9 protein-coding genes are annotated in these 25467 nt (G+C 33.7%); all 9 read left to right on the forward strand.

Features of this window, described 5'->3' with window-relative positions; all coding sequences use genetic code 11:
• The first annotated feature begins 1 nt into the window (after nucleotide 1).
• The 9 genes from QP953_RS09020 (at nucleotide 2) to QP953_RS09060 (ending at nucleotide 25455) form a co-directional block, all read left to right on the forward strand.
• Nucleotides 2–4834, forward strand: a complete 4833-nt coding sequence (locus QP953_RS09020; RefSeq protein WP_309554702.1) for an Eco57I restriction-modification methylase domain-containing protein — start codon at nucleotides 2–4, stop codon at nucleotides 4832–4834.
• A gap of 19 nt (nucleotides 4835–4853) precedes the next feature.
• A complete protein-coding gene (locus QP953_RS09025; RefSeq protein WP_309554703.1) occupies nucleotides 4854–5207 on the forward strand; it encodes a hypothetical protein in 354 nt (117 codons plus the stop codon).
• A gap of 8 nt (nucleotides 5208–5215) precedes the next feature.
• Entirely contained in the window at nucleotides 5216–9796 is a 4581-nt protein-coding gene (locus tag QP953_RS09030; RefSeq protein ID WP_309554705.1) for a sacsin N-terminal ATP-binding-like domain-containing protein, read from the forward strand.
• Between the two features lie 2 nt (nucleotides 9797–9798).
• Nucleotides 9799–16116 (forward strand): DEAD/DEAH box helicase, encoded by a 6318-nt coding sequence (locus tag QP953_RS09035; RefSeq protein WP_309554706.1) that lies wholly within the window; start codon nucleotides 9799–9801, stop codon nucleotides 16114–16116.
• On the forward strand, nucleotides 16113–18242 hold the full coding sequence (locus QP953_RS09040) for a UvrD-helicase domain-containing protein (protein WP_309554707.1): 2130 nt from the start codon (nucleotides 16113–16115) through the stop codon (nucleotides 18240–18242). The genes QP953_RS09035 and QP953_RS09040 overlap by 4 nt, the downstream gene beginning before the upstream one ends.
• Before the next feature lie 173 nt (nucleotides 18243–18415).
• A complete protein-coding gene (locus QP953_RS09045; RefSeq protein WP_309554708.1) occupies nucleotides 18416–20221 on the forward strand; it encodes a hypothetical protein in 1806 nt (601 codons plus the stop codon).
• A 23-nt stretch (nucleotides 20222–20244) separates the two neighbouring features.
• Nucleotides 20245–21918, forward strand: coding sequence for a CFI-box-CTERM domain-containing protein (locus tag QP953_RS09050; RefSeq protein WP_309554709.1), 1674 nt, complete (start codon nucleotides 20245–20247; stop codon nucleotides 21916–21918).
• The gene (locus tag QP953_RS09055; RefSeq protein ID WP_309554710.1) at nucleotides 21915–22901 is read left to right on the forward strand and encodes a hypothetical protein; all 987 of its coding nucleotides are present in this window, start codon (nucleotides 21915–21917) and stop codon (nucleotides 22899–22901) included. The genes QP953_RS09050 and QP953_RS09055 overlap by 4 nt, the downstream gene beginning before the upstream one ends.
• Nucleotides 22902–22911: 10 nt before the next feature.
• Nucleotides 22912–25455, forward strand: a complete 2544-nt coding sequence (locus QP953_RS09060; protein WP_309554711.1) for an Hsp70 family protein — start codon at nucleotides 22912–22914, stop codon at nucleotides 25453–25455.
• The last annotated feature ends 12 nt before the right edge of the window (nucleotides 25456–25467 follow it).

The following is a 25467-nucleotide window of genomic DNA, read 5'->3' on the forward strand; positions in this document are numbered from 1 at the left end:
AATGATAAATTTCATTCAAAATATAGGAGACTACTTTTCATCCAATTACTTTGATGAGGACTTTTACAAGAAGGTAAAAGAGAAGTCAGGGCATGCTGATAACGATGTGAAGGTATTTCAGAAGAGGATATCTAGTTTGAAGGAAAAATACTTCCGATTCAAGCAGACTTATCTGGATGACAGGATGAGAACCAAGGATAAAATTACAGAAACGCATCAGTTTCATACGGAAGTGCTGAAAGCCTTAGGTTATCCTGGGGGTAAACCAGAGTATAAGCAGCTATTCCCATTGGATGAAAAGAATGTTATTCCTGTACGTCATACCCTATATCGTGGGGAGCAGCCTCATTTGATGATTATGGAAATGCAGGCTCTAATTAGCGATGGTGGTCGAGAGCCTGATGGATTGTTTGATCAACGATATCATCAGGAGAAGGACGAGTCAGCTTTTATGCCACAGGCTCAGGAGTATGATTGTTCAGATTGGTCCAATGTCTTTGAAGTGAAGGAGGATGAAACGATTTCTCCTATGATTATCAATAAGGCGATATCTCAATTATTCTTGATTGCACAGCATAGAAGACCACAGTATATTCTACTATGTGCAGGGAATCAATACTTCTTACTGGAGCAAGAGAAGTGGTTTAAGGGAGCTTATTTGCAGTTTGATATTGAGGCTTTGTTTGATGAAGTAACAGGAACGAAGAAAAAGGATTATTATTCCCTCTTTTATTTCTTATTGGCGAAGAACCATCTTGCTCCTCAATCAGAGATTGTTTTGATGGAGCAATTGGATGAAGATTCTCATAAGTCTGCTTTTGAAGTAACCAAAGACTTGAAAGAAGGGGTTATTCATGCGGTAGAGTCACTGGCGAATGAGGCGGTTTATTATTTGCAAAACAATAATCCTGATGATATTTCAAATCTTGATGCACAAGACTTGAAGAATGATTGTTTGACGATGGTGTATCGATTGCTGTTTCTATTCTATGCAGAATCTAGGAATGATTTGGATATTCTACCTGTTAATGATGAAGCCTATCAGCATGGATATTCTTTGGAGATGTTGAGAGATTTGGAGCAGGTGCCTTTGAATACCGATAGTAGTCAGAATGGATTTTTCTTTCATGAGTCTTTGAGTCGATTGTTTTATCTGTTGAATCATGGTTGTCGTGAGGAAGAGCAGTTGAACAAGAGCTTTCGAGTACGTCAGTTGGATTCACCACTCTTTGATGATGCAAAGCTGCATATCCTACCTCATGTCAAAATACGAAATGTTATCTGGCAGGATGTGATTTGCCAATTATCGCTTTCCAAAAAACAGAAGCGTAAAGCTAGGGGAAGAATATCTTATGCCAATCTAGGTATCAACCAATTGGGCTCGGTTTATGAGAGCTTATTGGCTTTTCGAGGTTTTTTTGCTGAGACGGATTATATTGAAGTGCATCGAAAGTTGAAGAAAAAGGAAACGTCTGAGCAGGTTGCTCGAAAAGATGGTTCCTACTTGGTTCCAAGACATCGCATGGATGATTTTGATATTGCTGAAGTCTATCATGATAGAGAGGATAAAATCAAGATTATCCCTAAAGGAACCTTTATCTATCGCTTGAGTGGTCGTGATCGTAAGAAGTCGGCTTCTTTTTATACACCAGAGGTATTGACAGAATGTACGGTAAAATATACCTTAAAGCCTATTTTGGAGCGAGTCACTAATGGCGAGATGAAAGCCTTAGACTTGCTTGACCTCAAAATTCTGGAACCTGCTATGGGAGCAGCTGCTTTCCACAATGAGGTGATTAACCAATTGGCAGAAGCCTATCTGAGTTTTCGACAAGATGAACTAGGTAGAAAGGCAGCTCCAGATAAATACCAGGAAGAACTTCAAAAAATTAAAGCCTACATTGCTCTCAATAATGTCTATGGAGTGGATTTAAATCCAACGGCTGTGGAGTTGGGGAAATTATCGCTTTGGTTGAACGTGATACACAAAGATATGCAAACGCCTTTTTTTGGCTATCGTCTTGGTGTGGGGAATGCGGTTGTTGGAGCATGGCTCAAGGTCTATCCTCAAAAAGCTTTTGTAGCAGAGTATACCTCCCAACGTGCTAAAAAGATGAAAAAGAAAGAATGGTGGGATACAGCTCCAATTCATCTGAAGTATGAAGAAGGCAAACTCAAACGCAAAAAGAGCGATATCTATCATTTCTTATTGCCTGATAAAAATATGGTGCCTTCTGCCAAAATAAAATTGCTAAAAGAAGCTTATCCTAATGAAGCCAAGCGGGTAATTGAATGGCGTAAAGATTTCATTCAGCCTTTGTCTATGGGGGAAGTAGAAAACTTGAAGCTTATCTCTATTGCTATTGATAAGCTTTTGGAAGAGCATTATGAGTTCCAACAACGCATCAATATCCAAACTCAAATCAAGACGGATTTCTTTGGAGCACATGAGAAGGGCGAACAGGTCAAGCTCAAAGCCAAGAGCTATGATGAAAAAGAAAAAATGGCTGCCATGCGTAGCCAAACCAATGCGCCCTATTACAAGCTCAAGCTGATAATGGACTATTGGTGTAGCCTCTGGTTTTGGGATGTACGAGATGCTTTTCAGTTGCCTTCTCGCCAAGAATGGTATCAGGATATCGTGAATATTCTCAATATTGACTTGCAAAAACTGGCTGAAGAAACAGTATCTGAGGACCCTGTCTTTAAAACAGCTGGGCAGCAGGGAAATCTATTTGGTGGAGCACAACAACTCACTCTCAAAAGCTACAAAAAGGAAAAGACTTCGGTACAGAAAAAAATAGCAGAAGTACTCAAAGAGCAAAAAACTTCGCTTTTCAAAAATGACCGTTCAAAGTTGGTGATGGATTATGCGAATAAGTATAGCTTTTTTCATTACCAATTAGAGTTTATTGAAGTTTACAAAGAGAGAAAAGGATTTGATGTCGTGGTAGGTAATCCTCCATGGGTTAATATAGAAATGGATGAAGCTGGTATAATATCAGAAGAACATCCTGAAATCGCAATAAGAAAGATGTCAGCCCCACAGGTTAAAAAAATGGCGATGAAAATTCTTTCTTCAAATAAAGAGTTAAATAGTATCTATAAAAATGAAGCTACATGGGCAGATTCAACTAAAGATTTTTTGGGAGGGTATCAAAATTACCCACTATTAAAAGGTCAGAGGAATAATTTGTACAAGTGCATTCTTACAAATACATTTCAATTAACTTCCCAAAATGGATTTATTGGTTTAGTCCATCCTGAAGGTATATATGATGACCCGAAAGGACAACCATTGAGAAAAGATGTTTACAGAAGATTGAAATATCATTTTCAGTTTTGGAATGCTTTAAAACTTTTTGTAGAAATAAAAGATAGTAAGTTCTACTCTATTAATGTTTACTCAGGTCTAAAGTCTGAAATTCAGTTTGTCTCTATGAGTAATATTTTTTCTACATCAACAGTTTATGGTTCTTTTATTGACCAGGATAATAATAAAGGATGTGGAGGAATAAAAAAAAGAAACAAAGAAGGGGAATTTATTTGGAACACATCTCCCCATAGAGATCGACTAGTTTATTATACAAAAGAGGAACTATCGTTAATCGCAAAAACTTTTGAAAATTCTAATGATTGGGAAACTACAAAACTTGTTTCACTTCACTCTAGAGGTTTATTACATATTATTAGGAAACTTGGAGAGAAAAAAAGTAGAACTTTAAGCCAAGACTTTTTTACGACAGATGGGCTTAATGAGGTAAATGCACAAAAAGAGAATATTTTATTAAGGAAGACTAGTTATCCAACTAATAAAGCAATTGTTTTTAATGGGGCCCAAGTATTTTTGAGTACTTCATTTTATAAAAATCCTAAGCAAGAATGTAAACTTAATTCTGATTACGATATAATCAATTTAACTGAAATAGAAGAGCGTTTCATTCCTAGAACCAATTTTTTACCATTAGATACAGATCGTTTTAATGATAAAATTGAAGGATTAAACAATTTGTATTGGATTAAATCTACTAGAATTGGTTTTAGGAAAATGCTTGATAATACATCCTTAAGGACTCTTCATCCTGTGCTAATTCCACCTGATGCGTCTCATACAAATGGAATAATCAGTATTCAATTCAAAAATGATTATGATTTACTAAAAACATTATCTCTATGTTCTTCAATAATATTAGATTTTTATATAAAGAGTTTAGGTAAAAATAATTTATATGATGAAACTATTCAAAATTTATTTTTAGAAGTAAATAACTCTAAATGTCTGGATCAGCTTTTTGTTAGAGCGTTAATGTTGAATTGTTTAAGTAACCAATATTCAGTTTTTTGGAACAAGAACTGGCAAGAATCCTTCAAGCAAAGCAACTGGAGCAAAGAAGACTCACGCCTAAAATCCTTCCACACCCTCACCGAAAACTGGCAATGGGAAACCCCACTCCGCAACTGGTACGAGCGTCGTTGGGCATTGGTAGAGATTGATGTGATTGTAGCGATGGCTTTAGGTCTTACGCTAGATGAGTTGATTTTGATCTACAATGTACAGTTTCCTGTCTTACAACAAAACGAAGATGATACGTGGTACGATACCAAGGGGAATATTGTCTTTACTTGTTCCAAGGGGCTTACTGGTGTTGGGCTGGATCGTCCTGTGTGGAATACTATCAAGGAGATGACCGCTGGAGAGACTTATGTGCATACGATAGAGAAGAGTGAGTTGTATTATGGCAAGCAGGTGACTTATTATGCTCCTTTTGATAAGTGTGATCGTGTGGCCGATTATAAGGTGGCTTGGGGGCATTTTGAGGAGGTGTTTAAATAAACAAAATATATCAAGAAATATGAAGAAGAAAATATCATGCACAACAGAGTCCTTTTTGAATAATGCAGAGTATAGAAGTTTTTTACTAGGCCTTTTCGAGCAATATGAGGACAAATTTCTACTGGCTAATAAAGTTCAAATTGAGATGAAACGTCAGCAATCATTAGGGATAGACCAGGCAAAGCAAAATAAGATTGATGTTAGTGATGATGGCAAGGCAATTTCAATTACATATTATGCGAATGTTTTTTGGAAGGAAGATAAAACATTAACGAAAGAGCCATCTCCTCAAGATGTTAGCTCAGGAGTATCACATCTTTTGGATAAAGCTGTCAAACTAGATAATGATAAATACAAAGAACTAAATCCTTAATAGTATCTATGGCTATAATGACCGATGAAATAAAAACATTTCAAGATGAGGTATTAGATCTTATTCAAGAAAATCGAGATACCTACAAGGTGGCTCCTCATAGAGTTCTGAGCGATTATCGTACTGAAAAAGGTACAACTGAAGCCTATAATAATCGCCAAATATTAGAGTTGCTACAAAACTCTGATGATGCTAAATCTAGTATTGTTCAAATAAGGATAAATACTGAGAGTCGTATTCTTACTATTGCAAATAATGGAGAACCATTTAATATTGGAGGTATACGATCATTGATGGTAGCTCGCCAAAGTCCCAAAGACAAAAAGGAATTTATTGGGAATAAAGGTCTTGGATTTAGATCTATATTAAATTGGGTAGATAAAGTTGTTGTAAAGACAAAAGCCATTGATTTAATTTTCTCTCCAGAAATAGCAAAAAGAGAATACGATAAAATATTCAAAGAATCTGAAAAATTCAGGAATGCTGTATCTGAGGCAAAAAATCTGAAAGGAGAGATTCCTTTTGCAGTTCTTGCAATACCTGATTTTCAAGACCCTTCTAATACTGATTCTTGGGAGACAGTATTTGAATTGTCTTATAAAAAAGAAGTTGAGGATAGTATCCTTAAGCAATTAGATGATATAAAAGGTGAAGTATTATTGTTTCTCCGACATCTCAAGAGGATTGAAGTAATAAGGGATGGAAATCCTCCTCAATCTTTTGAAAAGGAAGATCGGTTGGATGAGGTATTTATTAATAATGATACCCAATGGTCTATATTTACTTCTGAGCAAGAATTTTTTGGAGAGAATAAGAAGTTTAACTTTAAAATTGCTTGGCAAAAAGAATTGGAAAATAGCGAGAATTACTTTTATACATATTTACCTATGAAAGTGAAGACTCATTTGCCAAGTATAATTCATGCAACTTTCGATTTAGACCCTGCTAGAAACCAACTGAATGATTCAGATGGGAATATTTATATTTTAGAGGTGATTGCTGATGCTTTAGGGGATTTAGCGAACACAAAGATAAAATCAAAAGATCAAAGTAATTGGAATTCATTTTGTTTTTTAACATCTGAGGGTACAAGCGATAATGAATTACTTAAACCATTTTACCTTAAAATAAAGGACTATAGAGACAAGTTGCCAATTTATCCTTGTGTCGATGGAAGTTATAATGAAAAGGGAAATGTTTATTATTATGGTGGAGCATTTTCAGAATGGGTTGAAAAAAACAATTTTGGAATCTATTTTCCAAGTCTCCTACGCTCACCTTTCGATAAAATTACCAAAGATTTTAATCATTATCAGTTCAAAAAATATACTCCAAAGGAATTTCAAAATATAGTAAAGTCAATTTCCCCTTTGATTTCATCTATTGGAGAGAGGGTTTCTTTAATACGGATATTACTGACTCCTGAGTTTCGATCATTTCATGAGAGTGTGCTGCATTTACCCTTATTACTTGATACAAATGACAATATTGTTAGTGAGGAAAGACAGGTGTTTATTCTTAGTAAGAAAGATGTAGAGCAGTATTATATTCCTTCTTTTGTAAAATTATCTTTTATATCTCAAAAACTATATAGATCCATACTTAATGAGCTAGCAGATAAAATTGAAATTCACCGTAAGAATGAAAAAGAAAGTGATTCAAGACCTCTGAAAAGAGTTGTAGATACGATTTTGAATATTGGCTCAAATGATATTAATGATGTAATCAAAACAATTATTTCAGAGACTAATCAGGAATTAAAGACTGTCGCTTCTATGCAACAGAAAGCTATTGCTATAACTGATTTAATGAAATCGCTTTATTCTATCTTCAAGAAAAATCCCACAAGAACAACTGTATTAAGTCAAAAAATACCCGTCATTAATAAAGAAAAAGAGATTAAATTTTGCGATGAACTTTATCTTGGCAATACCTATCCTTCAGGTAAATTAACGGAACTCATATTTGACAATGTTTATGAAGATAGTGACTATGTTGCTGATACTGATTTTTGGGAGTTAGGAGAAGCTAGTTTAGAGGAAAAAGAATTATTCTTTTTGTGGATTGGAGTTAATAAACATATTAAGATAGTAGTAGATGAAACTGAAAAAACTAGAGATGGAGGATACAAAAATTATCTATTTAGTAAAATAACCAAGCCTGATAAAATCAGTTATATTTATTTTAAAGGGTTAAGACTTAGTAGACCTGATGTAATAAGAAAATTATCAGCTGAAAAACTAGTTTTACTTGTTTATAAAGAACCTCTCTTATTTCAACGCTTAGAATACTCTAATGCTGATGAATTGTCATACAAATATGGTAATGCATATCCAAAACCATTCGTAGAAAAACCATCCTACCTAGAATATCAATTAGTCTCAAACTCAAATCTAAATAATTATGTGCTAGAAGAGGGAGGTGTTGGCTTTGACTTTAAGAGTTTTAATTTCAAACACCCTATACTGTCTAATTTCATATTAGATGAGGGGAAACTCAGGTTTATTCTTAAAAAATTAGGTGCTCTTGAAACTATGGATGAGTTAAGTCCTCAACAATATTATAGCTTATTTGAAAAACATGAGGAGAGGTATAAAGATGGATTAGGTACTCAAGCTTTTTACAGGAAATTTCTTAGTTATTGTGCAAAAAATAAGGATACCTTACTAAAAAATTATAAGCATGATTTTAATGGAATGAAGCTTTTTGCTAGAAAAGGAGGTCGTAGAGATGGTAAATTAGAGCTTAAGGATGTCTCAGAGATATATTACTTTGATAATAACCTTTTACCCCAAAATATTTTAGATAATTATTGGATATTAAATCTTCCCAAAAGAGCTGGAGAGCAAAATGTTAAAGACTTTTTTGGAGTTAATTTAATTCAAAAGTTATTAGATGAAGTAGAATTAGTTAAAGTCTCAGAACAGTCTTGGAGTCAAAGGTTCAACCTAGAGATGGAAGAATTAAAGGCTTTGTTCTTATGTTATAGATTGTGGTCGTTAAAAACAAAGGAGGCTACCTTAAAGGTTAGGGAAGCTATTAACTTAATCAAGTCTCTTGAATTTAGATTAGTTTCAGAATGTATATATAGGTTTGCCAAAGATGAAGTTTATTCTTTGGAAGATAATTCTTTTATCAAAATAGGTAACACCTATTATGTGAAGAATCGTAATGCAATTGAGCTTTCTGACCTTAAAAAAGATAGAGAATTTTGTGATGCAATTGCGGAAATAATCTGTATAAACTTTAAGGTAAAGGAGAATAAGAATGATTTTCGGTCAGTTTTTAAAGACTCAATAGAGGACTCTATGCATCTTATTCATATGGACGAGTTATTGGGCTATTTTAAATCGGCGAGGGAGTTTTTAGGAGTGTCAAGAGCTGAGTTAAGTTTTTGGGAGAGGTTATATAAATTTCAAGGGCAAAAGTTTCCTGAGAATATTCAGAATGATGCTGGACTTAAATTGTGCATTGAAGAAGACTTGAAATATGAGTTACCTTCTTGGTATTCTAATGTAGATTTTAATGATTTTAATAGAGGAAGTGGAGTTGACTTGTTAAAGGATATTACATCAAAATATGGGATTCGTGCAGATACGTTACTCGATAATGTATCCACAGGACTTGTCTCATATCATAAGAATAGGTTTGAATTAAGTCTTGTTATCTACAGATCTAAATTTGAAAGACTCATTTGGAAAAAAAATTCGGTAGAACTTGAGAATCAACAGTTATTTTTAGCGAAACAGATTGGATATCAGGATATTGGAGAATCTATCGAACTAAACCAATTTATTGAAGATAATATATTTGAATTGAATATTAACTACGCAGGTGAACTGGTTAAAATCGTTAAGAGTTTATTTAAAATTGATTTAGATGAAGAACAAGAATTAGACGAGGTTACAATCAAATATAGTGATTTGTTAGGAGAGCATAATTTACAAGAAGCTGATATAGAAAATTTAAATATTCGTAGTTTATTGTATTTTGAAGGAAATGAGGATATTATTAAGGAACATTTAAAGCTGATATGTGAGAAAGATATTACTAGTGTAATAGACGATAACCAGACTATTGAAGTAGCTGAAATTAATTACAGTAAGTCAAAAAAAGTTATTTCAAAGACAAAAAAGAATGGTAAGGGAAATGGGAATGCTGCTTGGATGCATAGTAGTAAGAATGATAAGAGAAAAAAGAAAGCTGGAGTGAAAGCAGAGGAATTAGTTTATAATTCCTTAGAAGCAAATGATGATGTCGAATTCGTAGAATGGAGATCTAGTTATTCAAAAAAGGTATCTTTAAAATCAGATTCTCTTCATTGTGATATTATTTATAAACTAAAGAATGAAGCCAATCTCAAGTATTTAGAAGTGAAATCGTTTAATGGTGTCAGTTTCCATTTATCAAGATCAGAGATGGAGGAAGGACGAAAAAGAGGAGAGCACTATGAAATAGCACTTGTCTCTAATGGCGAGATACATATCCTAAAGGAGCTATTCAAAAAAGGTGTTGATTTTGAGAATAATGATTTTTTTAAAGCGACACCATCAGATTACATTATTACATTAGAAATAGAAACTGAATAGCTATGCTTAGCCTTAACCAAGCCATAGAAATAAAGGAGTCCATATTAGCCTATCTTAAGGCTACCTTCACTTTCCAGGATAAGAAAGTACATAAGGCCTTTTATGACTTTATCAATCATCCACAAGAAGGATTATTTAAAGGACCCTACTTGTCTTTGAAACTCCCTTTTGTCAAAGCAAGTGAAGAAGCTCAGGAGCAAATTCCTTTGGACATTAAACCAGAATGGAAGGCATATGATCATCAATTGAAGGCTTGGGAGCGATTGAGCACAAAAGATAGAATCCCTAAACCTACTATTATTACTACAGGTACAGGTTCTGGGAAAACAGAGTCCTTTATGTATCCCATCTTAGATTATTGCTTTAATAATCAGCATCGATCGGGGATTAAGGTGATTATCATGTATCCTATGAATGCTTTGGCAACAGACCAGGCTAAGCGTTTGGCAAAGATGATTTATGAGCATGATAATGGTTTGTTACGAGGTAAGATAACCGCAGGTTTATTCATTGGAGAAGGTCAGGACCCTACGACTTATCCAAAGACTATGGGACTCGACCATATCATAGAAAATAAGGAGGCGATATTGGCCTCCCCTCCAGATATTTTATTGACCAACTTTAAGATGCTGGATTATGGTCTAATGAAGAGTCGTTATCATGATTTGTGGCAAGGGAATTTTAGGGATAATAAGCTGTTGCGTTTTTTGGTTTTGGATGAGTTACATACTTATGATGGAGCACAGGGAACAGATGTTGCCAATCTTATACGAAGGTTGAAGATGAAGTTGGATATGCCTGAAGAGTATCTGATTCCTGTTGGTACTTCCGCTACGATTGGTAGTGCAGAAGATTCTGCCAGTTTATTGGCGGATTATGCCAGCAAGGTGTTTGGCGAAAATGTTACGGAAGAAGCGATTATTACAGAGAATAGAGTTAGTACCGAAGAATTCTTTGGTGTTAATGAAGGTGAACGGTTTATTCCTAGAGCCAAGATGTTTGGGAAGATAAAACCAATAACTGGAGAAGGTTATGACGTGTATTTTAAGAGACAATGTTCAATCTGGCAAGTAAGTCAATCTAGCTTAGCAGAAGATCTTTCTGGGTTTCAAATTACCAGAGATTTAGTTCATGTAATGAACGAGGGTATTGCCTACCGAACGGTAGCTGAAGTAGCAAGAGCTCTTGCTAAGCAAAACAAAGACTTTAAAGACAATGTACCTCAATGGGATCCTACATTGAAAATAAATCCACAAGAGGCTTTAGTCCAATCTTTATTTACACTAATCACAGAAGCAAAGCTGGTAGATAAGAATGGACGTGAAAGTCCTTTCTTGTTTTCACAGGTTCAGTTATGGGTTAGAGAATTGAGTGGTGTTCTGAGGATGATGACAAAAGATCCAAGATTTTCCTGGAAAGATTCTATTCAGGAGGGGGATGCTATCAAAGCCTTACCTCCATGGTTTTGTCGAGAGTGTGGAGCTTCTGGCTGGTTAGCCTATAAGAATGATAGAGTTGCCAAATTTAGTGCGGATGTGAACGCTATTTATAATGGATTTTTTACAAATAGCAAGAATGTCTATTTTATGAATCTTACAGATTGGTATTCTGTAGAGGATATTTCCAACTCTGGATATCAACCAACGGATGCTTATCAGCGATATATTTCAGGAGAGAGCTTGAAGATATTCAACAAGGATAAAGATGATGATGGATTGCTTGATGTAACCTACTTCAGAAAAGAGAGTAGGAATAATGCAAGGTATGTTGATCATGTTTGCCCTGAGTGTAACACCAAGAATAATGTGGCTATTATTGGTACCAAAATCGCCACCCTAAGTTCTATTGGTGTAAGTCAAAGTTTGTCTTCTGATTTAGATAGTCAAAAAACACAGGAGCGTAAGATTTTAGCTTTTACCAACTCTGTTCAGGATGCTGCTCATCAAGCCTCCTTCATTGAAGCAAGAAATTATAGATTTAGCTTCCGTTCTTCCTTACAGAAGGTGATTAATGTTCTTGATAAGGATGTTCGTCTTTCTGACTTAGTAGATAAATTTATCCAATATTGGAAACAATATGCTGATGATACAGGTGAAGGAAACTTGGCAGCATATTATTATCGTTTTTATCCAACCGACTATTTGGGCAAATCAACTCCAGAGGATTATAAGAATGGCGATAAGTTTGAAAAGCATTTTCAGGATGCATTCGATATACGCATGTGTTGGGAGGCTTATGCTGAATTTGGGTTTAATGCTGTAATTGGACGAACCCTAGAAAAGACAGGTTCTTCAGGTGTATATTTTGAACATGAGGCTTTGCTGTCTGTTTGGGATAAAATGAAAGTATGGATTGATAAAAATACTACACATCATAATGCTATCCAGCAAGATGATTTCTTAAAGTTTTTGAATCTTTTATTACATAGAATCAGAACCAAAGGAGGAATTAGCCATCCATATTTAGAAAAGTTTAGAAATGGGAATCTAAAACTTTGGGACCTAAACTGGATGAAAGATTCCAGGCATTTTCTGAATAAACGATTTGGTCAGAGAACTAGGCTACCAAAGTTAATTACCTATCAACAAGAGAACAGAGGGCTTTTAGATAGCTCTTTCACGAAGCATAATAACTGGTTTCATGGATATTATATCAAAGCATTTCCACTAGCGTCTCCACATACAGATTTTATAAATGACTTCTACGAGCAATTATTTACTATTTTAAATGATCTTGAAGTTCTTGATAAAGAAGAAGCAAAAGGGATTGTCAATTTTGCGTTGAATCCTCAAAAGATTTTTGTCAACTCAAAAGTAAGTCATGTTGAATGCTCTAAATGTGAGCATTCGATTAACTCAGCTGATTCAATAGATTATTTAGTTGGAGGCAAGTGTTTGATGTTTAGGTGTTCTGGTACTTATGAAGTTGCTTCGGAGGATAAGACTAAAGAGTTAAATTATTATCAGTTGGTTTATAATAGAAATAAATCGCCAAGGATTTATTCTGCCGAACATACTGGTCTGTTAAATAGGGAGGATAGAGAATTATTAGAGGAGGATTTTAAATACAGAACGAAGTTTAATTCTAAGAATGCTATTGTCTCAACTAGTACTCTTGAAATGGGGATTGATATTGGTAGTTTGAATACAGCGTTTAATAATTCAGTCCCTCCTTTGTCATCGAACTTCTTACAGCGAATAGGTCGTGCTGGTCGTTCGAGTGGATCTGCATTAATTGTGAACTTTGCTCAAAATAAAGCACACGATCAATATTATTATCGGGAGCCGATGGAGATGATGGATGGTTCTGTTAATACTCCTGGATGTTATCTACAAGCGAAAGAGATTCTTCATCGTCATTTCTTTGCTTTTTGTATAGACAGTTGGACTTCTCAAAATCACAAGACGAATACAATTCCTGTAAACGTCAAGTTTATAAAGATAGAAACAACGGACGTACAAGGCTCGGAATTTTTTATGAGTCGATTACTGAATTTTATTAAGGCAAATGAAGATGCTTTATTAGAGAAGTTTAGGCATCATTATATCATGACTGTTGAAGATTCAGTTTTTGAACAGCTGAAGTATTCTTTTGCTAGTGAGCAGTTTTACTATTTCCATAAAAATATATTCCAACGTTTGAAGGAAGAAATCTTATCCCTCAAGCAAAAAGTGGTTGATGCAAAGAAATATATCAAAGAGCAAGGATGGGGAAAAGAGGATGAAGAAAGAAAAGAATTAGAGAGAGAGACAAGGAACTTAAATGGGATTATCCATAGCCTAAAGAATAGAAGTACTTTAGAGTATTTAACTAATATTGGGGTGTTGCCTAACTATGCTTTCCCTGAGACAGGAGTAACCTTGATGGGAAGAGTCAATGGGAATCAGGCAGAAGCAAGTAGCCATCCGCCGAAGCAGTTGGAGCTTGAGTTTGTACGTGCTTCAAGCGTTGCCATAAGAGAACTGGCTCCAGATAATTATTTTTACGCTCAGGGATTCAAACTCAAAGTAACGGGAGTAAACACATTTGATTGGTCAGATAAGAAGCATTCTCATAAGAAACGCTTTTGCTCCAATTGTGATCACCTAGAGATAGAAAAAGGGCAAAAAGGAAATTGTCCTAAGTGTGGTAGTGAAACATGGGCAGCCTCTTCAAATGTTCATACTTTTGCTCGATTGTTGACCGTTAAATCTTTTAATAATCAATCAGATGCTGCATTGGGAGATAATAAGGATGAGCGTGAGAATCTTTATTATAATGTATCTCGTCACTTTAACTTTAGTAATTCAAGTTCTTCAGGAGCTTGGGCTATCCAAGATATTCCATTTGGTATTGAGTTCGTCAAGAATGTTACGATAACAGATAATAATACAGGACGAACAGATGCAGGAAGTGGTAAAAAAGTGAAGATTAATCAAGAAGAAGTATCTGGTCAAGGTTTTGTTACATGCAAGCATTGTGGGAAATCATCTTCAAACCTTAATCAGAAGGATTACAAGTTGCATTATGGATACTGCAAACATAAAGATGCTAAGTATCAAAAGAAATCAGATGAGGTATATGAAGAGGTTTATTTCTTTAGAGAATTTCAATCAGAGGTATTAAAAATATTGTTGCCTGTACAGGATTTTAATAGTTACTCAGAAATTAAGATGTTTGCTGCGGGAATAAAACTAGGTATTCAAACATATTTCAATGGTAATCCTCAGCACATTGCGATGTCGGATTATAGAGAGTTTAATCATCGAACACTCAAGTTTGACCGATATTTAATTCTGTTTGATACCATTCCTGGAGGAACAGGATATTTAGAAAAACTATTTGACCATCAAGAGTTCAACAAGCTTCTTCAAGGAGCTTTGGGTAAAATAAAGGAATGTAGCTGTCGATTCTTGAATAAGGATGGTTGTTATCATTGTATTTATACGTATGCAAATCAATACGACCAAAAGGAACTGAGTAGATCTCAAGCTGAAGAACGATTTGAAAAAGTTTTGGATAAATGTGAAGGCTGGGAGTATTATCCTAATGGTTTAAGTTTGCTGACTAACTCTGGTAAGATTGAAGAATCAGAATTGGAAAATCGTTTTTATAGAAGTTTGAAAAGTTTTGCGGATAAGAATGATTCCTGGACGTTTGGTGTAGATAAAAGTTATGGTTCAGATAGCTACACTTTAGTTTATAAGAAAGATAATATGGAAAACTTTAGTTACCATATTCAGCCTCAATATCAATTAGGTCAAAGACAAGGTATTCCAATATCAACAAGGGCTGATTTTTTGATAAAATGTACATCTGCTAAGGTAAATGGAGAATATATAGATGATATTAATTCTATCCCAAGGATAGCAATATATCTAGATGGTTATCAATACCATGCTTCTGAAGAGAATAATAATTTTGAGCAAGACTTTCAGAAGAGAATGGGAATCATTACTTCTCCTGAGTATAAAACCTGGACTTTAACTTGGAATGATGTAGAGCAATTTGACGAGTATTTCTTAGAGGAAGAAAATCAACAAAATAGAGATGATTGCTTGGATAATAAACTTAAGAAATGTAGCTCTATTCAGAATAAGATATTACAAGCTACTAAACGAGTATTGAAGGTAGAATATTCTGAAGCACAGAATAATATGGAGCGATTATTAAAAGTATTAGAATATCCGATACGAGATGAAACATTTAATAAATCCTTAATTACCTACTTATCTTTTTTCCAGGATAAATTATTTGATCCATCTTTTTCTAAAGATGATATTTCAAAAGTTTTTGAGGAAGGTCTTATTGATAATTATTGTGCAAGGGCAAAGACATTAGATTGTTTTGTACCTTTTGCTGGAGTTGCCCCTAATACATTATTTAATCTTAAGGTTTTAGTAAATGTTCAAAGCAATGAGGTAGTCTCCAATCTAGATTTTTTAGAAACTTCTCAAATCGATAAGGAAGAGTGGGGCATGTTTTGGTCATTATTTAATCTTATCCAATTCTTTGATTTTTACTCTAAGAGCGAGAGTCATTTGGATAATGATGGAGAAGAGGAAATTTATTCTTTAGAAGATTTCTGTGGTGAATTTGATGATGTTTACAGACCTTTACTAGAGGCGATTTATAACAAATACGGAGTAGACTCAGAGGAAGATGAAATCTTGTATTATTCCTTGCTTGATGAGAAAGGAGAAACTAAAGCAGAAGCTGAGTTAATCATTCCTCAAGCAAAAATAGCATTCAACCCTTTTTCAGAAGAGGATGCTAAAAAACTAAGAGGAGAAGGTTTTACAATTAAAGACATTGACGACATAAACAATATAACACTATGAAACTGCTGTTCTATTCAAAATTCTTTGACTCATTGATAAAATTGCCGAAAGGAGTACAAAGAGACGTAATTAAATTTCAGAAAAAGTTTCGTGAGAACTCTAAATCTTTGGGCATTCATCTTGAACCAATAAGTATATTTAAGGATAGCTCTTTACGTTCAGCAAGAATTGACAAAATTTATCGTGCAATTATCAAAGCTCCAAAATCAGGAGATACCTATTATTTGCTTTGGGTGGACCATCATGATAAAGCATATGATTGGGCAAAAAACAAGATTTTTCAGTGGAATGAGAACACAGAGTCTATGCAAGTGTTTATTTCTCCTGATGAAGAGAAAATTCTTCCAAAAGTTGAGGCTACAGAATCGAAAGAGAAAGGGCTTTATCGTGAATTAGAAGATAAAGATTTGATTCGTATAGGTGTGCCAGAAATTCTATTGCCTTCTGTTAGAAAAATTATGACATTAGATGATTTAGAACAGATTGAGAATTATATCCCAGAAGATGTTTTTGAGAATCTCTTTTATCTTGCTGATGGAGCTAAAATTGATAGCTTGATATCAGAAATTGAAGAAGGGAAGTCTAATTCTGAATCAGAAGATGATCAGTTGAAATCTATCAACAATCAGAGAAACTTTATTGAGTTGACTGACGATACCTTATTTAATGAAATCCTATCTGGAACTTTAGATAAATGGAAGTATTACCTTCATCCTTCACAGAGAAAACTTGTATCAAGAGATTTTTCAGGGACAGTTAAAGTGACAGGAGGAGCAGGAACAGGAAAGACTGTTGTTGCTATACATAGACTAAAGTATTTAGCTTCTAAAATGAATTTTGGGAAGAAAATTCTTTTTACAACTTACACCAAGGCTTTGGCAACTAATTTGACTGATTTAGTTAAAGGTTTTGGGATTGATACAAAGGATATTGTTATTACGAATATTGATGCTCTAGTGCTCCAATTAGCAAAAGAGTATAAAGTTTTTGAAGAAGAAATTAAAGTCTTTGAGTACAGTAAAATTATTTCTGCCGAAGAGGTATGGGATAAAATACTTGAATCAGAACTGGTTGCTTATGACAAGGAGTTCCTGATGAAGGAATATCGGGATATTATCATCTATCATAATGTCGTAAGTGAAAAAGATTATTTGAGAACCTCACGAGTTGGAAGAGGTAAGCCTTTGTCTAGAAGGCAGAGAAAGGAAACTTGGGTGTTGTTTGAGAAGTATCGCAGCTTAAATGCTAAATCAAACTATTTGCATAAAGAGGAAGTAATGAATCGAGTAAGCGATTACTTCAATGAAAAAGAGATTAGACCATTCGCTTATTGTTTGGTTGATGAGCTTCAGGATTTTTCTAATGTAGAGCTGAGACTTATTCGATCTTTGGTTGAGGAGAAAAGCAATGATTTATTTTTTGTTGGAGATCCTCTTCAGAAGATTTATGATAAGCGAATTAATTTCTCAAAGGTTGGGATAAATGTAAGAGGTAAGAGAAGTAGACGTTTGAGAATCAATTATAGAACTACTGAAGAAATTAAGAAGTTGGCTGTTTCAATCATCAAAGATTGTCACTATGATAATTTTGATGGAGAGGAGGAAGAAAAAGCTGGTTATGTGTCTTTGTTTCATGGGAAAAAACCCATGTATACTATATTTAAATCCAAAAATTTAGAAATAGATCATGTACTAAATGTGATCAATCAAATACTTGAAATAGAAGTTGAAGATTCTGAAGGGCAAAAAAGATACAAATATAAACCATCTGATATTGCTGTTTCAGCAAGAACTAAATCAGGAATTAAAGATTTTATCAATGCTTTCCATCAAAACGCTATACCCTATGCAGTTTGGGAGAAAGGTCAACGCAAGGGGGATGAAGATGGAGTTAATGTTATGACCTTCCATAATATCAAAGGTTTTGAGTTCAAACATGTTTTTTTAGTTGATGTCAATAACCGTTCTTGCCCTAAACGTCCATTTGATTTCGATTTATATACTCCACAGGAACAAGAATCGTATTTGAGGAATGAAAAGTCTACTTTGTATGTTGCTGTTTCGCGTGCTGTTGAACATGTTGAGATTACTGGGATAGGTACAAAGTCTGAGATTGTGAATGTGTAATGGATGTTATTTTCTACCTGTGCACATAGAGTGTACAGGTTAGTTTTTACTTTGTAGTATAAATTTTTAGAATATATACATACATATATATATATATATATATTAGAATAGTTAGATATTTTTTATAAATTAGGGGATGTAATAAAGTCCTCAAACACAATAGAAGAATACCCATGGATGTGATACATCAAAACCCTTTTCGAATCTGTGGCATTTATTCAAATGCTGGTGAAAGGGAAATAAGGAGAGTGCAATCAAGATTAAATGCCTACCTTAATATAGGTAGGACTGTGGCACTTGATATCGATTTTTCATTATTGAAAACAATTGATAGGACTCCTGAAATTGTAGAACAGGCTTCTTCCAAAATAGAACAAAATAAAGATCGAGTCAACCATTCTTACTTCTGGTTTTTAAAACACTCAAGTTTTGATGAGACCTCTTTAAAGTACTTGTCAAGTGGTGATACAGAAAAAGCAATTCAAATTTGGACTAAAGTCACTCATAACAAAAACATCACATCTAAGAATTTTTCTTCTTTCTCAAACTTAGGAACTATTAAATTACTTAGTAATTCTAATCTAGAAGTAGAAGAAGGACTTAGGTTGAAAATGACTCTTTTAGAATCTCAATATTTAAAAGATTATCTTCATGAGATTGCTGATGAGACTTTTAAAGTTGATAAGGATTTAGAAATTGAAAGATTTTTAAATGGAATTTTACCAGATCTTGAAGCCAGGTTTAAAAAGGAAAAAATTATATCCATTTTTGGAAATGCTCCAAATTCTCCAACACATCAATTCTTATTAAAGAAATTTAGTTCGGATTATATTCACTCTATTGAAAGTCAAATTGCCAGAACGAAAGAAGAACGAAAAGCGAAGTCTCCAGGGCATTTGTATAACCTTGGGTTTAATTTACTAAATGAAACTCAAGCTGACATTAATAGTTTGAAGAAAGTCTTAGGGATAAGAGACTTGAACTACAAAGTTCAAGCTGATAGTTTAGCAGTGGAGATAATGCAATGTGGTATTGATTATTTTATTGCATTTCGTAAGAATTCAGACCCTAGTGAAAAAGCTCTAAAACTTCTAACATATAGTTATGATTTAGCTATTAGTCCTATGATAAAGGATAGAGCCTCTGAAAATATTGAAGGTATTAAAGAATGGGCGAAAACAGCTAAAATTCAATCTGAGTTAAATTTTATTTATGCGCAAGTGGAAAAATTTGAGGCAACTAAGAATCAATCTTCTTTGTTTGGCTCTGTTTCAGTTGAAAGTATAAAAAGGTTGCTTGTTGATTGTACACCTCAAATTCAGAATATTAAAACTAAAATGACCAAATGGAATGAGGAGTATCAAAATATAAGTAACTTCTTTGTTCAGTTTATACAAAGAGAATTAGTTAGTGTAATTAATGATGCTGTTCAAAGCCATAGTTCTCTTTCTTCTCTCCAATCAAAAGTTGAAATAGCATGGGAAATCACTTGTATGCTTGACCATTTTGATATGTATAATGACATGAGAAGAACTTTTAATGAAAATAAAACAGCTCTAAAATCAATTGCTCGACAAATTGATGTTTCAACCTTAACACCAGAAGAGAAAGAGCGAGAAAGGAAAAAAAGAGAAATTAAAACAGTAGAGGACGAAATAAAAAAAGTCAAAAAGCTAAGAAAGATTTTGAATGAGAAAATAATAAAAGTTGAACATACAAAAGCTGAATTGCTATTTAGGCAAGAGGATTTTAGAAAGGCTGAAGAGAGAATGAAAGAAATAAAAAAATGGCATTTTCTAAGATTGGCAAGTGATAGAGAGCGTCAAATTAATACTCAACAAGAGAGGATAGACAATATTTTATCTGATTGTAATGAAAAGAAAAGGCAAAAAATCAAAGCCCTAAAGAAGGGGTTAAAGATATATAATGAACAGCTTGAAAATTACGAAAATAAGTTAAGGTATATTAAATACGGCTAATAAGAATTGATGAACCTATAATTATGAATATAATACATACAAACCCATACAGGATAGCTGGTATTTTTGCAAACGCTAAACAAAGAGAAATCCAGAGAAACAAAGCAAAAATTAAAGCATACGCTAAGGTTGGAAGAGCAATAGAATTTGATATAGATTATTCTATTCTTGATAGTATTAATCGTTCCGAAGACTCTATTAATTCGGCTTTTTCAAGTATTGAGCAGAGCAGAGATAAGGTTAATAATGCTTTGTTTTGGTTTGTAAATGTGACCCCTATTGATGAGACTGCTTTTAAGTACCTAGCAGAAGGGAATAAAGGTAAAGCTGTCGAAATTTGGACAAAAATAACAGATGGTAAATCAATAAGTGCCAAAAATTATTCTGCATTTAATAACCTAGGAACGATAAGGCTATTGAGTAATTCGGCAAGTGATGTTAAAAGAGGTATTGCTGCAAAAATAAACTTTATTGAATCACAACATTTTAATGACTTTGTTAAAGTTGTTGCCGATGAAACATTTTCAATAGATAATAGTAGTCATGTCAGATTTCTTGTTGATGAAATATTAAAGGAGTTGGAGACAGATCATTCGACTAGTGAGTTACTTTCTTTGTTTAGTAGTTGTGGAAAAGAAACTCGGAATTATTTGTCTAAGAAATTTACTGATGGCCCAATTCATTCTATTGAGTCTTCAATAGAAGCTACAAAGAATAGCAGAAAACAACATCCTAAGAGTGCGAACCAAAGTGGATTGTCATTATATAATGATACCAAAGACGATTTAACCTCACTAAAATCTTTGCTGGGAGGTAATGGCCTGAAGTACAAGATGATTGCAGACAATCTTGCTAAAGAGATTCTCCAATGCGGAATTGATTATTTTCAAGTATGGAAAGAATCTACAGATCCGAGTAAACAGGCAATTGCTTTGTTAACTTATGCTAAGAATATAGCGGTGAGTGCCCAAGTGATAGATAGAGCCAAGGATAATATTGAAGGAATTAAAGAATGGGCTGAAACTGCAAAAATAGAAAGCGAATTAATTTTTATTACAAATCAACTTGAACGATTTCAAAATAAAAGTGTCTCTGTTAATGCAGCTAAGTGTTTAGTTGAAGATTGTAAGCCTAAACTACAAGTAATTAAAAAAGTACTAGGCGTTCAAGATACTTTTTATTTAAATATAAGTGGTGCTGTAGCATCAAATGCCCAAGCAATGTTAATTGAGACTGTAAATATTGCTCAACATAACCTAGAGGTTCAGTATGAGAAGGCAGCAGGATTAGTTATGCTAATGATGGTAGTAGAAGATGCATTACCTGTATCTAAAAAGATTGGCACTTTAGATATGCCTAGTGAAATAAAAGCAAGATATACAAGAAACCATAATGATCTTCGACAACTCAATAATGAATTCCAACGGTTTAGAGGTAGTAATTCTGGAAGTGGATCTAGTGGAGGGGGATGTTATATCGCAACCATGGCATATGGAGATTATGATCATCCTCAGGTACTTAAGTTAAGAGAATTCCGAGACACAATACTACAAAAGTCTATCATGGGAAGAGCTTTTATAAAGTTTTACTATAGATTTTCTCCATCTTTAGTTGAAATGCTAAAGAATAGTAAAAGAACTAATAAATTTATAAGAACCCTATTGGATAAGTTTATCCAGCTAATATCAAGAAAATGAAAATAAAATTACTAATTGTATTCTTAATGTGTTTTGTGAGTGGGTATGCTCAACAAAGTGATTCTATACGAATAAATGAACTTCAAAAGAAAGTAGAGAATCAAGAAAAGTATATTTCTTCACTTTTATCGAAACTTAATGCTCAAAAATCTAAAATTGTAAATCTAGATGAATTGGTAGCAAAAAAGTCTGAAGAACAGGATTCAGCTTTATACTCCTTTAGAAAAAGAGTCACCCTTAATGAAGAGAACATTAAAACTATTTCTGAGGAGCTAAGAATTAAGTTAAAAGAATCTACTAATCAAACTAATGCAAAATTATCTGAACTAAACTCTAGTTTCAGTCAGAATCAGATGCTTTCAGCTGTAGGGTTGTTAATAGTTTTGTTAGTTGCTATTGGTGTTTTTCTATTTCTCGGAAAGAGAATTAAATCTAATAAAGATAAAGTTGAAAATGCAAGTGAATTATTAGGAGGGGTAGAGTCAAAAATTACCGAAGCTAGAACTAATTTGGATGAGATGTCCAATCAGCTTGAATTAACCAAGAACCAATTAGAAGAGGAAAGAGTAAAGCTAGATGATAAATTGATTAATGTACTCAATAATCAGCTAGAATTGCTAAAGGGAGAAAAGGAGACTAAACAATCTTCAGTCGAAGAGGTAGATCATTCTTTAGCATTGAAAGTAGCTGATGAAATAGTGAAAATTCAAAAAAATATTCTCCGAATGGATAAAGGCACAAAAGGACTTAAACAGTTGAACAAATCTGTTGAACGGATTAGAGATAATTTTGAAGCGAATGGATATGAATTAATCGATATGTTAGGTAAAGAGTATCATGAAGGGATGAAAGCAAGTGTGAATTTTATTGAGGATGATGAGCAAGAAGAAGGAAAACGTATAATTACAAGAATCATAAAACCTCAAGTAAATTATAAAGGGAAGATGATTCAGACTGCACAAATCGAAGTTACAGAATCTTAAAAAATAAAAAATGGCTAGAACAAAAATTGATTATGGAATTGATTTAGGAACTACAAATTCCGCAATTTCTAGAATGGAAAAGGGCGAACCTGTTATAAAGAAAACGGACACTCTTAAGGACACTATGCCTTCATGTGTTTATATAAACAAAAAAAAGGCAATTCAAGTTGGTGATTCAGCTTATAATGCTCTGAAAAGAGAAAAGTTGAAATTGATGAAAACTTCGGGTAAAGCTGAAACTAATGCATTTATCGAGTTCAAGAGGACAATGGGAACTGAAAAAAAATATAAGAGCTCTCATTTAGATAAAGAATTATTATCAGAAGAGTTATCTGCTGAAGTTCTTAAAACTTTGAAGTCTTTTATTGGAGATGAGAATTTTCATTCGGCAGTAATTACTGTACCTGCTGCATTTAAAATTAATCAAATAGATGCAACAAGAAAAGCTGCAAAGCTAGCAGGTTTTAAGCAAATACAAGTACTACAAGAACCAGTTGCAGCATCAATGGCTTATGGATTAAATAGTGAGCAGAAAGATGGTTATTGGTTAGTATTTGATTTTGGTGGAGGTACATTTGACTCAGCACTTTTGAAAGTAGAAGATGGCATTATGAAGGTTATTGATACTGAAGGTGACAACTATTTGGGAGGGAAAGATTTAGATTATGCTGTTGTAGATAAAATTATCATTCCTTATATAGAAGAAAACTTTAGTATAAGTTCAATTAAGAATGATAATAATGAATTTCAGGCACTAAGAGATGCTATGAAATTTTATGGAGAAGAAGCAAAGATTAAACTATCTTTTAATGAAACGTATAATATTTTATCTGATTTAGGGGATATCCCAGGAGAAGACGATGATGGAGAAGAGTTTGAACTAGATATTACAGTTAATCAAGATGATATTAAAAATGCTCTTGCTCCTGTCTTTCAGAAAGCTATTGATATATGCCTTGAATTACTAAAGCGGAATAATCTTCAAGGAAGTTCTTTAGATACTTTGTTGTTGGTTGGAGGACCAACCCATTCTCCTATTCTACGAAAAATGTTAGAAGAACAAATATGTAAGCCTAATGCAAGTGTCGACCCTATGACTGTAGTAGCAAAAGGGGCTGCTTTATATGCTTCTACGATAAGTGTTTCAGATGAAATAATAGAAGAAACAATGGATAAAACTAAGGTTCAGCTAGGAATTGATAATGATACAAGTTCCGTTGAATCTGAGCTTTTTGTACCTGTTAAAATGCTAAAAGATAAAATGGAAGGCACAATTCCAGATAGTGTTTTTGTTGAGTTTGTTACTAGTGATGGAAGTTGGTCAAGTGGCAAGGTAGAAGTCAATGAAATAGGTGATATAATAGAAGTTCAATTACAAGAAGGGAAAATGAATGTGTTTAATGTCATTACCTATGATAGTAATGGAGATAAGCTAGAGTGTGAGCCTACTAGTTTTAATGTAATACAGGGTTCTGTAGTTGGAGATGCAACTTTGCCCTATAATATTGGTATTGAGGTGGTTGATAGGGATTCAGGTAAGAATGTTTTTAAAACGATTAAAGGTTTAGAAAAAACTAAGACACTACCTGCAACAGGAGTAAGCAATGGGTTGAAAACTCTAACACAAATCAGACCAGGGTTGAAAGATGATTTTATTGAAATTTCAATATTTCAAGGAGAGAATGATGCTGAGGGGACTCCTGCAATTTTAAATCATCATGTGAACACTATTTACATAACAGGAGAGGATTTTCCATCATTATTACCTGTAAATAGTGAAGTTGATATTACCCTTAAAATAGATGTTTCTCAGAAAATTACAGGAAAAGCATATTTCCCATATCTAGATTTTACTTATGATTTTGAATGTGAGACAAAGGTTGATGATATTGAAACCGACTGGTTGTCTAGACAACTTGATAATGCCCATAGAAATATAGAAGAGCTAAAGCAAAAAGATGTAAGTCCTGAAATTCTAGAGAAAGCTCAGAAAGATATTTCTAAAATAGAAGAAGAGTTCAATAAAAATAAAGAGGATACTGATACAAAACAAAAAACCTTATCAAACCTACGAAAAACATTAAAGGTAGTTGAAGATGTATCTGGATCGGTGGAATGGCCAGAGCTAGAAAAGAAGTTGAAAGATGCATTTTATGAGCTAGAAGAGATAAATCAAAAGAGAGGAAATGACCAAACTTTACAAGTAGTAGAGAAGTTAAGGAGTGATGTTAATCAAGCAATACAAACTCAGGATAAGAAAAATACACCTCAATTAATTGAAGTTATTAGGCAATTCACATTTGAATTAGAAAGGTTGGAGCATTTAATTGGATTTATTTTATATGTGAAGGAAGAGTTTAATTCTATAGCTTGGCGAGATCGTCATGCTGCAACACGATTAATAAATGAAGGGCTTAAAAAAGCTTCAGAGACTCCTAGTGTTGCTGATTTGCAACCTATAGTTAATGATCTTTATGTTAATGCTCAGTTTGATAAGAAAGGGAATGACACTGGAGGAAATGGTGGACCTCCTAAAAATGTTTTACAAGGTTAAATACGTTTCCTG

The organism is Aureispira sp. CCB-E (genome assembly GCF_031326345.1).
Lineage (GTDB): Bacteria > Bacteroidota > Bacteroidia > Chitinophagales > Saprospiraceae > Aureispira.

Bases quoted from the DNA above. Each gene is read 5' to 3' on its own strand.
- QP953_RS09020 (WP_309554702.1), top strand. From the start codon at position 2: ATGATAAATTTCATTCAAAATATAGGAGACTACTTTTCATCCAATTAC.
- QP953_RS09025 (WP_309554703.1), top strand. From the start codon at position 4,854: ATGAAGAAGAAAATATCATGCACAACAGAGTCCTTTTTGAATAATGCA.
- QP953_RS09030 (WP_309554705.1), top strand. From the start codon at position 5,216: ATGGCTATAATGACCGATGAAATAAAAACATTTCAAGATGAGGTATTA.
- QP953_RS09035 (WP_309554706.1), top strand. From the start codon at position 9,799: ATGCTTAGCCTTAACCAAGCCATAGAAATAAAGGAGTCCATATTAGCC.
- QP953_RS09040 (WP_309554707.1), top strand. From the start codon at position 16,113: ATGAAACTGCTGTTCTATTCAAAATTCTTTGACTCATTGATAAAATTG.
- QP953_RS09045 (WP_309554708.1), top strand. From the start codon at position 18,416: ATGGATGTGATACATCAAAACCCTTTTCGAATCTGTGGCATTTATTCA.
- QP953_RS09050 (WP_309554709.1), top strand. From the start codon at position 20,245: ATGAATATAATACATACAAACCCATACAGGATAGCTGGTATTTTTGCA.
- QP953_RS09055 (WP_309554710.1), top strand. From the start codon at position 21,915: ATGAAAATAAAATTACTAATTGTATTCTTAATGTGTTTTGTGAGTGGG.
- QP953_RS09060 (WP_309554711.1), top strand. From the start codon at position 22,912: ATGGCTAGAACAAAAATTGATTATGGAATTGATTTAGGAACTACAAAT.